Below are 13234 nucleotides of genomic sequence, written 5' to 3' on the forward strand. Positions count from 1 at the left end.
ATCATGGCCCCAAGCGCCATGACCCGTGGTAATCAGTGGACGAAATCCCTTTCCGACGCCCAGCCGGTCCCGTACTGGCTGGACGACCCCGGCAAACCCCGCCCCGAGCCCGCGCTCACCGGCACCGAGACCTGCGACCTGCTCGTCGTCGGCGGCGGCTACAGCGGGCTGTGGACCGCGCTGATTGCCAAGGAGCGCGACCCCGGGCGGGATGTCGTCCTGGTGGAGGGGCGCGAGGTGGGCTGGGCCGCCTCGGGCCGCAACGGCGGCTTCTGCGCCGCGTCCCTCACCCACGGTCTGTCCAACGGACTCACCCGCTGGCCGGACGAGATCAGGAAGCTGGAGGAGCTGGGCGCCCGCAACCTCGACGAGATCGAGGCGGCGGTCGCCCGCTACTCCCTCGACTGCGACTTCGAGCGCAGCGGTGAGATCGACGTCGCCACCGAGCCGCACCAGGCGGCCGAACTGCGTGACTGGCACCAGGAGCTGGAGCGAGAGGGCCTCGCCGAGGGCATCGAATACCTCGACACCGAGGCCGTACGGGAACAGGTCGACTCCCCGACCTTCCTGGCCGGGCTGCACGACCGTCGCGGCGTCGCCATGCTCCATCCGGCCAAGCTGGCGTGGGGTCTGAAGCGGGCGTGCAAGGAGCTCGGAGTGCGGGTGTACGAGCACACACCCGCCCTCGAACTGAAGCCGTCCGGCGCCGGCATGGCCGTCCGCACCCCGTACGGCTCGGTCCGGGCCCGCCGGGTGGCCCTCGGCACCAATATCTTCCCGAACCTGGTCAAGCGCGTCCGCCCGTACACCGTCCCGGTCTACGACTACGCGCTGATGACCGAGCCGCTCACCGCCGACCAGTTGGCGTCCATCGGCTGGAAGAACCGGCAGGGCCTCGGCGACTCGGCCAACCAGTTCCACTACTTCCGGCTGTCCGCCGACAACCGGATCCTGTGGGGCGGCTACGACGCGATCTACCCCTACGGCGGCCGGATGAACGCCGAGTACGACGACCGTCCCGAGACGTACGCCAAGCTCGCCGGGCACTTCTTCACCTGCTTCCCGCAGCTGGAGGGCGTCCGTTTCTCCCACGCCTGGGGCGGCGCGATCGACACCTGCTCGCGGTTCTCGGCGTTCTTCGGCAGCGCACACGGGGGCAAGGTCGCTTACGCGGCGGGCTATACGGGCCTCGGTGTGGGCGCCACCCGGTTCGGCGCCGACGTGATGCTCGACCTGCTGGCGGGGGAGCGCACCGAACGCACCGAGCTGGAGATGGTCCGCCGCAAGCCGCTGCCGTTCCCGCCCGAGCCGTTCGCCTGGACCGGCATCGCGCTCACCAAGTGGTCGCTGGCCCGGGCGGACGCGCACGGCGGCCGGCGCAATCTGTGGCTGAAGACGATGGACAGGCTGGGCCTCGGCTTCGACAGCTGAGGCGCGCGCCACGGACGTGCACCGACGCGCGGGCCCGGACCTGATCCACCGGCGCGCCCCGCGTCGGCCGGGTCCCTGATCTTTTGCCAACTGGTAGCCCGAACCCGCGTAATGACCGGCCCTGACCTCCCTCTCCTCTGTGACGCGAACAGCGTCGACACGAGAGGGAGGTTCCGTCATGACAGGGCCCAAGGCGGCGGTCGAGTGGCTGGCATCCGTGGCACCGGATCCCGAGGCCTGCCGCTGGGAGTGGGAGCGCAATCCCCGCGGGATCGCGCTGTTGCCGGCGGGAAGGGCCTGGGACGTCCTCATTCTGCCGGGCGGGCTCGGCTATCCGACCCTCGACGTACTGACCCGGGTGATCGACCAGCCCGGGCCGGTGCTCGTCGACTTCGGCGACGCCCGGATGGGTTTCTTCGTGCCAGCGGGCACCGCGGCCCGATGGCTCGGCACGGGGGTGCGTACGGCGGGCCACGGCACCTGGATCGTGGTGCCCTACCCGGGGCGGTCCACCGGCGGGGTCCGCTGGCTGGTCCCGCCGGACGGCTCGGGCACGCTCACCGACCCGGCGCTGCTCGAACTGGCCATGCACGAGGCCGCGGCGGCCCTGGCCGGGAACGAGGACAGGCGGCGGTGAGAGGCAGGCTCGGCGACGCTGGGGACCGAGATCGGTGACGGTGGGGAGCCGGGGCCGGGGTCGGTGACGGCGCAGGGCCGGGACGGTGACCGTCCGGAAGCAGGCCCGGCGAGATTCCGGATTCCGGCCCGGCGGCCCTCCGAACTCCATTGCCTGCCGGAGGACTTGACAACCGAATTGGTCTGGACCAAGTTGGGCGCGCCCCATCCTCCAACTCCCCCATGCCCGGAGGCAGTCGTGGACCGCACCAGACACAACAGACCGTTCGCGCGCGGTCGCCGCAGGCTTCTCGCCGTGTGCACGGCCACCGCCCTGGCCGTGCCCGGACTGGTCGCGCTCTCGTCGGCCGCCCGCGCGGCCGACGCGGACCTCGCCAGGAACGGCGGATTCGAGTCGGGCCTGACCGGCTGGAGCTGTACGGCGGCGACCACCGTCAATTCCCCGGTCCGGAGCGGCAGTTCGGCGCTGATGGCGACCCCGGCCGGCAGCGACTACGCGCAGTGCTCGCAGACCGTGACCGTGAAGCCCGACGCGCAGTACACCCTCTCCGGCTACGTCCGCGGCGGTTACGTCTACCTCGGCGCGACCGGCACCGGCACGACCGACGTCAGCACCTGGACCCCGTCCGCCGCCGACTGGCAGCAGCTGAGCACCACCTTCCGCACCGGCGCATCCACCACCCAGGTCACGATCTACACGCACGGCTGGTACGGCACCGGCGCCTACTACGCCGACGACGTCTCGCTGACCGGCCCCGGCGTCGACGCCGGGCAGCCGCCGGCCGTGCCCACCGGACTGACGGTCGGCACGGTCACCTCCTCAGCGGTCGGCCTGTCCTGGACGGCGGTGCCCGGCGCGACCGGCTACGCCGTCTACCGCGACGGAGCGAAGGTCCAGACGGTCACCGGCACCTCGGCGACCGTGAGCGGTCTGTCCGCCTCCACCGCGTACTCCTTCCAGGTCTCGGCGACGAACGCCGCGGGCGAGTCGGCGAAGTCCGCCACGGTCACCGCGACCACCTCGGCGGGTTCCGGCGGGGGCGGCGGAGGTTCCTCGGACCTGCCCACCCACGCCCTCGTGGGCTACCTCCACGCGAGCTTCGCCAACGGCGCCGGCTACACGCGCATGGCCGACGTACCCGACAGCTGGGACGTCATCGACCTGGCCTTCGGCGAACCGACCTCCGCCACCTCGGGCGACATCCGCTTCAACCGCTGCCCCGTCACCGAGTGCGCAACGGTGGAGAGCGACGCCGACTTCAAGGCGGCGATCAAGGCCAAGCAGGCGGCCGGCAAGAAGGTGCTGATCTCGATCGGCGGCCAGAACGGTCAGGTCCAGCTCACCACCACGGCCGCCCGCGACACCTTCGTCTCCTCGGTCTCGAAGATCATCGACACCTACGGCCTGGACGGCCTGGACATCGACTCCGAGGGCCACTCGCTCTCCCTGGACGCGAGCGACACGAACTTCAGGAGTCCGACCACCCCGGTGATCGTCAACCTCATCTCGGCCCTGAAGACCCTGAAGGCCAGGTACGGCTCGAAGTTCGTGCTGACCATGGCCCCGGAGACCTTCTTCGTCCAGCTCGGGTACCAGTACTACGGCACCGGGAAGTGGGGCGGCCAGGACCCGCGCGCCGGCGCCTACCTCCCGGTGATCTACGCCCTGCGCGACGACCTGACCCTCCTGCACGTCCAGGACTACAACTCCGGCTCGATCATGGGCCTCGACAACCAGTACCACTCCATGGGCGGCGCCGACTTCCACATCGCGATGACCGACATGCTCCTGACGGGCTTCCCGGTCGCGGGTGACGCGGGCAACGTCTTCCCGCCGCTGCGCCCCGACCAGATAGCCATCGGGATGCCCGCCACCACCAACGCCGGCAACGGTTACGTGGCCCCGGCCGAGGTCACCAAGACGCTCGACTGCCTCACGAAGAAGACCGACTGCGGCTCGTACGCGACCCATGGCACCTGGCCGGGCCTGCGCGGCCTGATGACGTGGTCGGTCAACTGGGACCGGTTCGGAGGCTGGGAGTTCTCGCACAACTTCGACGCGTACTTCGGCTGAGGAAGAGCCGCAGGGAGCCGAGCAGCACCGCGCACAGGCACCAACTGGCCACCACGTCCAGTGGCCAGTGGTAGCCGCGCCGGACCAGGCCGAAGGCCACGCACGCGTTCACGGCGGCACAGACGCTCAGCAGTGCGCCACGGGCGCCCGCGGTGCGGAGCAGGGGGAGGAGGAGCAGCGTCGCGGCGCCGTACGCGATGGCGGCGGTGGCGGTGTGTCCTGAGGGATAGAAGCCGGTGCCGGGTCCCATGACCGGGGGGCCCGGCCGGGCGACGAGTTCCTTCAGCGGCACGATCAGCGCGGGGACGAGGGCCATCAGGACCGCGGCGGCGGCCGGGGGCAGCCACCATCGGTCCAGACCCGTGGCGCGGCCCCGCAGGGCGACGTACAGCAGCGTCAGGGCGAGGACCGGAACCGCCACCTGGACGCTGCCCAGGTCGGCGAGCGACTCGGAGAACCGGTCCGGGCGGACGAGGGCGCCGCTGATCCGCTCGTCCAGACTCACGAGCGGGCCGCCCGCAACGACCTGCCAGGTGATGAGCAGGAAGCAGAGAGCGGGCAGGCCGAACAGGAGGGGCATGGGGACAGCCTGCCATCGTCCGGCGCTGTCGCTGCGCCACCCGCCTGAGGCATCGGGCTGAAGAGCGGGCCCGGCGGAGGAGGGGGAAGAAGGAGGGTCGGCCGCCCCGGAACAGGGGGGGGTGGTTCCGAGGCGGCCGTCCGGACCGGAATGCCGCGCGCCCCGGGGGGTTTGGGGCGGGCGGCTGTCCGATCGGTGAGGAGAACCGGAGCCGGAAGCTCCGGGTGTGTGCGCGAGGGCACGACCAGGGCGAAGCCGGGGAAGCCTCGGCCCGGTGTCACCCACAGTCCCCTGTGGGCGGGTGTATCGCTGATCTGGTTAGAACCTACGGCAGGGGGTGCGGCTCCGACAGGCGGAATCGCGTCCCGCCATGCACCTCGCACACCTTCTTCACACGCCCGACCCGGAAAGCCGCAGCACCGGAACCCAGGCGGAATCCGCCCGTGGGCGGCTTCCCGGATTCCGGTGCTGCGGCGTCTCGGGCGTCAGATGCGCGAGAAGGCCTGCTCGATGATGTCGAGACCCTCGTTCAGGAGGTCCTCGCCGATGACCAGCGGGGGCAGGAAGCGGAGGACGTTGCCGTAGGTGCCACAGGTCAGGACCAGCAGGCCCTCCTGGTGGCAGGCCCTGGCGAGCGCGCCGGCCGCCTCCGCGTTCGGCTCCTTGGTGGCGGGGTCCTTGACCAGCTCGATCGCGATCATGGCGCCACGCCCGCGGACCTCGCCGATGATGTCGAACTTCTCGGCCATGGCGCCGAGGCGGGTCTTCATGACCGACTCGATGTTCTTCGCCTTGGCGTTGAGGTCGAGCTCCTTCATCGTCTCGATCGCGCCGAGCGCGCCGGCGCAGGCCACCGGGTTGCCGCCGTAGGTGCCGCCCAGGCCGCCGGAGTGCGCGGCGTCCATGATCTCGGCGCGGCCCGTCACGGCGGCGAGCGGCAGGCCGCCCGCGATGCCCTTGGCGGTGGTGATCAGGTCCGGGACGATGCCCTCGTCCTCGCAGGCGAACCACTGGCCGGTACGGCAGAAGCCGGACTGGATCTCGTCCGCGACGAAGACGATGCCGTTGTCCTTGGCGAACTGGCTGATGGCCGGCAGGAAGCCCTTCGCGGGCTCGATGAAGCCGCCCTCGCCGAGCAGCGGCTCGATGATGATCGCGGCGACGTTGTCGGCGCCGATCTGCTTGTTGATCATGTCGATGGCCTGCGCGGACGCCTCGGCACCGGCGTTCTCCGGGCCCGTCAGCCAGCGGTAGCCGTAGGCGACCGGCACGCGGTAGACCTCGGGCGCGAACGGGCCGAAGCCGTTCTTGTACGGCATGTTCTTGGCGGTCAGCGCCATCGTGAGGTTCGTACGGCCGTGGTAGCCGTGGTCGAAGACGACGACGGCCTGGCGCTTGGTGTAGGCGCGGGCGATCTTGACGGCGTTCTCGACGGCCTCGGCACCCGAGTTGAACAGCGCGGACTTCTTGGCGTGGTCACCCGGGGTCAGCTCGGCGAGCGCCTCGGCGACGGCGACGTACCCCTCGTACGGCGTGACCATGAAACAGGTGTGGGTGAAGTCCTGGAGCTGAGCGGAGGCCCGGCGTACGACGGCCTCGGCGCTCGCGCCGACCGACGTCACGGCGATGCCGGAGCCGAAGTCGATGAGGCGGTTGCCGTCGACGTCCTCGATGATCCCGCCGCCCGCGCGCGTGGTGAAGACAGGGAGCACCGACCCCACGCCGGCCGCGACCGTGGCCAGGCGTCGGGCCTGCAGCTCCTGCGACTTCGGGCCGGGAATGGCGGTGACGACGCGGCGCTCCTGCGGAAGTGCGGTCATGAGGGGCTCCCTGATGATCTTGCGAACCGGACGGTCCCCGGCGAACGCGGGGTGGTCCGGGCGGGGGGTTTCGGACGCTTGCCTTCTTTCTTCGCAGGCTAGAGCCGAGGAGGGGGGGTCGGCATGCGCCATGTGGGCGTTGTCGGGGGAATCGGTTGTCCGCGGTGGACATAGAGGAGCCGGCGTCCGGCGGTCCGCCCCCGAGGCCGGCCGGGTCGTGTAAACGCTGAACTCCCCCCGCGGGACCACTAGATTGGCCTGAGAGCGACAAGCGGACTGGCTGGTCAGGGGGCGCACACGATGGACTTCGACGGTACGCGCGACGCACGTGGCACGCACGATCCCGTGCCTCGTCCGGCCGCACCCCCCGGGGTCCCCGCTGTTCCCGGCGGTGCTCCGCCCAGGCCCTCGGGACCGCCGCCCGTGCCCGGTCAGGCGCCGACGCCCCGGCCGGCCGTGCGTGACTGGCTCAACGCGCCGCGCCCCGACGCCGCACTGGGGATCTGGCGGTACGGATACGTCGCCCCCCGGGAGCCGAAGGAGCGGAAGCGGCTCGCCTCCGTGACGATCGTCGGCCTGGTGATCCCCCTGGTGATCGGGCTGATCGTCTGGTCGTTGTGGCGCCGGGGGGCCGTTCCCTATCAGCTCGTCGTGCTGAAACTGTTCACGCCGGACGACTGGTGGTGGGGCGGGACGACCTCCCCGAAGTCCTGGCAGGGCGTGGACGCCATCGTCGTCTACGACGGCCTCTTCTTCGGCGCGCTGATCTACGCGATGGGCCGTCTCGGAAGCTGGCGCGAGGTCGCCCACCACTTCGTCGTCCGGCGCGCGCAGCCCGGCCGGGCCGTCATCGCGGCCCTGGCGGCCCTGGTGACCCTGATGTTCGTCTGGCCGGACGCCTTCCCGGGCGTGGGGTGGGACCCGCTGCCGATCGTCAATCCGGTGCTGTCCCTCGTGGCGCTGATCGCCGGCGGCGACGAGGTGTTCCAGTCACTGGCTCTCAGCTACGGCGTCTACACGCTGATCACCGTGCTGGTCCTGCTGCCCTTCGCCAAGCTGGGCGGATGGTGGCCGCTCGCCAAGGAACGGTTCGGCTCCCGGCCGGCTCCGGCGGGCACGCCCGCGGCCGAGCCCGCGGACCCGTCCGGCCCTCCGGCCGAATGGCCCGAGCTGAGGGCGACCGGACAGCACAAAGCGGCGGAACTGCTGTCCTCCGAGGTGCTGACCGGCCGTATGAACGACGTGGACTGCGCGAGGATCCTGCGTGCCTGGACCTCGGCCAAGCGGGACGGACAGCTCGCCGTCTTCAGCGACACCGTGCTGCGGCGGGGCGCCGCGGCCTGGACCCATCCGTCCGGAGCCCGCGATCTGCCCGCCCGCGCCGCCTCCCACGACCTGCTCGCGGCCCAGGTACGGCTCGGCCGATGGGTCGCCCGGGAACGCACCCCGCTCGCCTACTCCGGCGCGGGTGCCGCCCTCGACCCGGCGACACTCGGCACCTCGCTCCTCGCGGTCGGACCGGCGGGCTCCGGGAAGACACGCCACCTCGTCAGACCGGTCGTCGAATCGCTGGGGCTCCAGGCCCTCACCGCCCGGTGCGCCGTCGTCGTGGTGGCCGCCGCCGGGACGCCGGTCGGCCCTGACACGTCGTACGACGTCGTCGTGAAACTCGGAAATCCCGAGTCGGTCCATGACCTGGACCTGTACGCCGACTCCGACGACCCCGACGAAGCCGCCGCGTTCCTCGCCGAGGGCCTGGTCGGGAGCGTCGACGGCGTCGACGTCCGGCGTGCCGCCACCGCCCTCGCCCAGCTGCTCGGCCCCTACCGCGCCGTGTACGGCACGTTCCCGACGATTCCCGTGCTGCGCGAACTGCTCGAAGGCGTGCCCGCGGTACTGGAGCCGCTGCGGCAGGCGCTGTCGGCCGAGGGGCACCCCGCGATGCTCCGTGAACTGGAGGCGCGGCTGCGGCAGACGGGCGGCGCCAACGACCCCGGCCCGGTTCTGGCCGACCGGCTGGCGCTGCTGGACCGGCCCGTCTTCGCGGACTTCTTCGGTGCGGGCGGGAGCGCCCGGCCGTTCTCGCTCCGGGCGGTCGCCCATCATCCGCTGCGCGTCCGGATCGACCTCCCGGAACGCGGCTACGAAGAGGCGTCCCAGCTGATCACCCGGCTTCTGCTCGCCCAGTTCGCCGCCGTCGTCCGCGGCGGCGGCGAGCGCGGGCACTTCGCCTGCCTGGTGCTCGACGACGCGACCGGGGCCCTGACCGCCGAGACGGTCCGCCGCATCCAGGGCTTCCGCGCGCAGAACGCGGGAGTGGTCCTCGCCCTGCGGAGCATCGGGGACATCCCCGAGGCCCTGCACGGCCCGCTGTACGGAGCGGTCGGCTGCCGCATGGCCTTCTCCGGCGTCACGACATGGGACGGCGGTCGCTTCGCCGAGTCCTGGGGCACCGAGTGGGTGGAGGCGCGCGATGTGGCCCAGCACACCGTCTTCGCCGACCAGCCCATGACCCGGGCCATCCACGCGCTGCGCAAGCTGGTGACCGGCAAGGCCGTGACCACCGACGCCGTCACCGTGCGCCAGGTCGAGCGGGAGCACTGGTCCGCGTCCGAACTGGCCCACGCGGTGCCGCCCGGGCACGCGGTGCTGTCGCTGACCAGCGTGAAGGGCGAACACGCCCCGCCCCTGCTGGTGGACCTGCGGGGTTGACGGGCGGTTGCGGGGCTGACCGGGACGTATGGGCAGGAACGTACGCGACGACCGTACGGTGAGGCAGAATCGACACAGGCCGTTCATACGCCGCGGCCAAAAGATCGCAGAGATCACCGAGATCATCACAGAGATCACCGAGATCGCAGAGCTCACACCGACCTGAAGGCCTCATGCCCCCCACGCTCGCCTCGCTCGTCCACCACTCCGCGCTCAAGCTCTCGGTGCGCGCGGGCGAGGACCGCCTGGACGTGCCCGTCCGCTGGGCCCATGTCAGCGAGCTCGCCGACCCCGTGCCGTACATGGAGGGCGGGGAGCTGCTGCTGATCACCGCGCTCAAGCTGGACGCGGACGATCCCGACGTCATGCGGCGCTACGTGAAGCGGCTGGCCGGCGCGGGAGTCGTCGGGATCGGCTTCGCCGTCGGGGTCAACTACGACGAGATCCCGAAGGCGCTGGTCGACGCCGCCGACGAGGAGGGGCTGCCGCTCCTCGAAGTGCCCCGGCGCACCCCCTTCCTCGCCATCAGCAAGGCCGTGTCCGCGGCCATCGCCGCGGATCAGTACCGGGCCGTCACCGCCGGGTTCGCCGCACAGCGCGAACTCACCAAGCAGGCGCTGAACGACGGACCGGAGGGACTGCTCACCGCACTCGCCGCACAGGTCGACGGCTGGGCGGCGCTCTACGACGCGTCCGGCGCCGTCGTCGCCACCGCGCCGGACTGGGCGGGGCGCCGTGCCGCGCGGCTCACCCCGGACGTGGAGCGGCTGCGCGAGCGGCCCGCGCCCGCGAGCTCGGTGGTCGGCGGCGAGGACCGGGTCGAACTGCACTCCCTCGGAACGGGACGCAGGCCGCGCGCCGCGCTCGCCGTCGGGACCGCCGGCGCCCTCGGCACCGCCGAGCGCTACGCCGTGCACTCGGCGATCGCCCTGCTCACGCTCACCACGGAACGCTCGACGTCCCTGCACGCCGCCGAGCAGCGGATCGGCGCGGCCGTGCTGGGGATGCTGCTCGCCGGGGAACCCGACCACGCGCGCGCCGTCGCCGGGGACCTGTACGGCGAACTGCTCGACGCGCCGTTCCGGCTGATCATCGCCGAGTCGGTGTCCGCGTCGGCCGGACGGGCGCACGCCGACGGGCACGCGCGCGTGGGCGCCGCCGCGCCCTCCAAGACCGCCGCCGCCGTGCCGGGCGTCAACGGCGATCCGCTGGACGGCCTCGCCGAGGTCGTCGAATCCGCCGCCGCGCGTTCCGGGGAGACCGTCCTCGTCGTACCCGACGGGGAACGGCTGGTCGTCCTCGCCGTGGACGGCGGCGCCGCGGTCGCGGCCTGCGGGGACTACGCCGTGGTGCTGGAATCGGCGCGGGCCGTGCCGCGCGAGCAGCCCGCCGGGGTCTCCGGGGACGACGCCGAACTCGTCGTCGGGCTCTCGGCCCCCGCGGGTCCGATCGCCGCCCGCGCCGCCTACAAGCAGGCGGAACAGGCCCTGTCCGTCGCCCGGCGGCGGGGCCGGTTCCTCGTCGAGCACGAGGAACTGGCGGCCGGGTCCGTTCTGCCGCTGCTCGCGGACGACGCGGTGCGGGCGTTCGCGGACGGGCTCCTGCGGGCGCTCCACGATCACGACGCCACCGGCCGCGGGGACCTGGTCGCCTCGCTGCGGGCGTGGCTGTCGCGCCACGGCCAGTGGGACGCGGCGGCTGCCGACCTGGGGGTCCACCGGCACACGCTGCGCTACCGGATGCGCAGGGTCGAGGAGATCCTCGGCCGGTCGCTGGACGATCCCGACGTCCGGATGGAACTCTGGCTCGCCCTGAAAACCACGACCGCGTCGGGGGAGTGAACCGACTCCGCCGCTGACGGCAGCCGGCTCGGGTAGGGGGCGTGGGGCACGGTGGCCTCGGTGACCTGCCCGCACGGGCTACCGGTCACCCCAGTCCCGGCCGAGGTCGCGGACCTCAGCCCCGACCGTCTTCGGGCGACGCGGACGATCAGGCCAAACCGGCGTACCCCGCCCCCCGACTGTTACGCGCCGGATAAACCGTCGCCAGTGTTCCCGGCCCTACCGTGGACCGGAAAGCGCAGCACCACCAGAAACACCCCATCGTCACCCCCCTCATCGTCACCCCCCACTATGGAAGGGCCGGGACTCGCACATGCCTCAGGAAGAAATCGTGGGGGCCACCCACGCCTTCTGGCTCGCCGGCCGCCAGGCCACCGGTGAGACCACGTTCGACGTCACCTCGCCGTGGGACGGCCGGGTCGTCGGTCAGGTCAGCGTTCCCACCGAGGCTCAGGTCGAGGAGGCCGTGGCCGCCGCGTACGCCGTGCGCGACGAGTTCGCCGCCACCCCTGCCCACGTACGCGCCGCCGCCCTCGACCACGTCTCGCGCCGCCTCGCCGAGCGCACCGAGGAGATCGCGCAGCTCATCTCCGCCGAGAACGGCAAGCCGATCAAGTGGGCCCGGGGTGAGGTCGGCCGCGCGGTGTCCGTGTTCCGCTTCGCCGCGGAGGAGGCCCGCCGCTTCAACGGCGGCGAGGCGCAGCGCCTCGACACCGACCTGGGTGGTCAGGGCCGGCTCGCCCTCACGCGCCGCTTCCCCAAGGGTGTCGTCCTCGGCATCGCGCCCTTCAACTTCCCGCTGAACCTGTGCGCCCACAAGGTCGCGCCGGCCATCGCCGCGGGTGCCCCGATCATCCTGAAGCCGGCGCCCGCGACCCCGCTGTCCGGCCTGATCATCGGTGACCTGCTGGCCGAGACCGACCTCCCGGCCGGTTCGTGGAGCATCCTGCCGGTCGCCAACGACAAGATGCCCGCCCTGGTCCAGGACGAGCGCCTTCCCGTCATCTCCTTCACCGGGTCCGAGACGGTCGGTTACGCGATCATGGACTCGGTGCCGCGCAAGCACTGCACCCTGGAGCTGGGCGGCAACGGCGCGGCCGTCGTCCTCGCCGACTTCGCGAGCGACGCGGACCTGGACTGGGCCGCGACCCGCATCGCGACCTTCTCCAACTACCAGGGCGGCCAGTCCTGCATCTCGGTGCAGCGCGTGATCGCGGACGCGGCGGTGTACGAGCGGCTGCTGCCGCGCATCGTCGCCGCCGTGGAGGCCCAGGTCACCGGCGACCCGTCCGACGACGCGACGGATGTCGGCCCGCTGGTCAGCGAGGCCGCCGCCGAGCGCGTCGAGTCATGGGTGGACGAGGCCGTCGCGGCCGGCGCCACGCTGCTCACCGGCGGCAAGCGCGACGGTGCCTCCTACGCGCCGACCGTCCTCGCCGATGTGCCGGCCGATGTCACGATCTCCTGCGAGGAGGTCTTCGGACCGGTCCTCACCGTGCAGAGGGTGGAGGGCGAGGCCGCCGCCTTCGCCGCCGCCAACAGCTCCAAGTACGGCCTTCAGGCGGGCGTGTTCACGCACGACCTGCAGACCGCGTTCCGCGCGCACCGCGCCCTGGAGGTGGGCGGCGTCGTGATCGGCGACGTGCCGTCCTACCGCGCCGACCAGATGCCGTACGGGGGCGTCAAGCAGTCCGGTGTAGGCCGCGAGGGCGTCAGGTTCGCGATGGACGACTACACGTACGAGCGTGTGCTGGTCCTGACGGGCCTCGCCCTCTGACGAAGCCCCACCGAAGCCGACGGCCGGAGCCCAACTGTGCGGGGGCTCCGGCCGTCGGCGTATCCGGCGTCGAGCGCCCGTAGCGCCCGGTTCCGCAGCGGCGGTCGTGCCGGTCGAGGTCCGGACATCGAAAAAGACCCTGTCCCGGGTGATACGGGACAGGGTCTTCACAGAGCGCCGGGCAGGCCTTGCACCTGCATTTCCCCGCAGGAAGCGGGGCGTCTTTCCTTGGACCACCAACGCATCGCGTAGCGGCGTGACCTCCGCCGATCTGCTGAAGATCATATTAGCGCATGGGTCGGGAGGAGCAAACGCCCCGGCCCGGGGCGGGGCGGACGTGACCGAAAACGGCATGTCTAGTGA

Annotated in this window: 8 protein-coding genes; 6 read left to right on the plus strand and 2 right to left on the minus strand. The window is 72.0% G+C overall.

Going from position 1 to position 13234, the window contains the following annotated elements:
- The first annotated feature begins 3 nt into the window (after window positions 1-3).
- The 3 genes from ACZ6KY_RS29635 to ACZ6KY_RS29645 all read left to right on the plus strand — a co-directional run bounded on the left by ACZ6KY_RS29635 (window position 4) and on the right by ACZ6KY_RS29645 (window position 4141).
- Entirely contained in the window at window positions 4-1431 is a 1428-nt protein-coding gene (locus ACZ6KY_RS29635; RefSeq protein ID WP_469313327.1) for an NAD(P)/FAD-dependent oxidoreductase, read from the plus strand.
- A gap of 178 nt (window positions 1432-1609) precedes the next feature.
- A complete protein-coding gene (locus tag ACZ6KY_RS29640; RefSeq protein WP_469313328.1) occupies window positions 1610-2068 on the plus strand; it encodes a hypothetical protein in 459 nt (152 codons plus the stop codon).
- Between the two features lie 237 nt (window positions 2069-2305).
- Window positions 2306-4141 (plus strand): chitinase, encoded by a 1836-nt coding sequence (locus tag ACZ6KY_RS29645; RefSeq protein WP_469313329.1) that lies wholly within the window; start codon window positions 2306-2308, stop codon window positions 4139-4141.
- On the opposite strand, the gene ACZ6KY_RS29650 is transcribed toward ACZ6KY_RS29645, so the two are convergent.
- Together ACZ6KY_RS29650 and gabT are read right to left on the minus strand one after the other, a co-directional pair.
- On the minus strand, window positions 4080-5006 hold the full coding sequence (locus tag ACZ6KY_RS29650) for a phosphatase PAP2 family protein (protein ID WP_469313330.1): 927 nt from the start codon (window positions 5004-5006) through the stop codon (window positions 4080-4082). The two genes, ACZ6KY_RS29645 and ACZ6KY_RS29650, sit on opposite strands and share 62 nt — an antisense overlap.
- 200 nt (window positions 5007-5206) lie before the next feature.
- The gene (gene gabT / locus ACZ6KY_RS29655; RefSeq protein WP_469313331.1) at window positions 5207-6541 is read right to left on the minus strand and encodes a 4-aminobutyrate--2-oxoglutarate transaminase; all 1335 of its coding nucleotides are present in this window, start codon (window positions 6539-6541) and stop codon (window positions 5207-5209) included.
- Window positions 6542-6841: 300 nt separating this feature from the next.
- On the opposite strand from gabT, the gene ACZ6KY_RS29660 reads away from it, so the two are divergent.
- The 3 genes from ACZ6KY_RS29660 to ACZ6KY_RS29670 all read left to right on the plus strand — a co-directional run bounded on the left by ACZ6KY_RS29660 (window position 6842) and on the right by ACZ6KY_RS29670 (window position 12871).
- Entirely contained in the window at window positions 6842-9253 is a 2412-nt protein-coding gene (locus ACZ6KY_RS29660; protein ID WP_469313332.1) for a type IV secretory system conjugative DNA transfer family protein, read from the plus strand.
- 173 nt (window positions 9254-9426) lie between these two features.
- On the plus strand, window positions 9427-11094 hold the full coding sequence (locus tag ACZ6KY_RS29665; RefSeq protein WP_469313333.1) for a PucR family transcriptional regulator: 1668 nt from the start codon (window positions 9427-9429) through the stop codon (window positions 11092-11094).
- Between the two features lie 331 nt (window positions 11095-11425).
- A complete protein-coding gene (locus tag ACZ6KY_RS29670; protein ID WP_469313373.1) occupies window positions 11426-12871 on the plus strand; it encodes an aldehyde dehydrogenase family protein in 1446 nt (481 codons plus the stop codon).
- Window positions 12872-13234 lie beyond the last annotated feature (363 nt).

Source organism: Streptomyces sp. NPDC042002 (genome assembly GCF_055588305.1).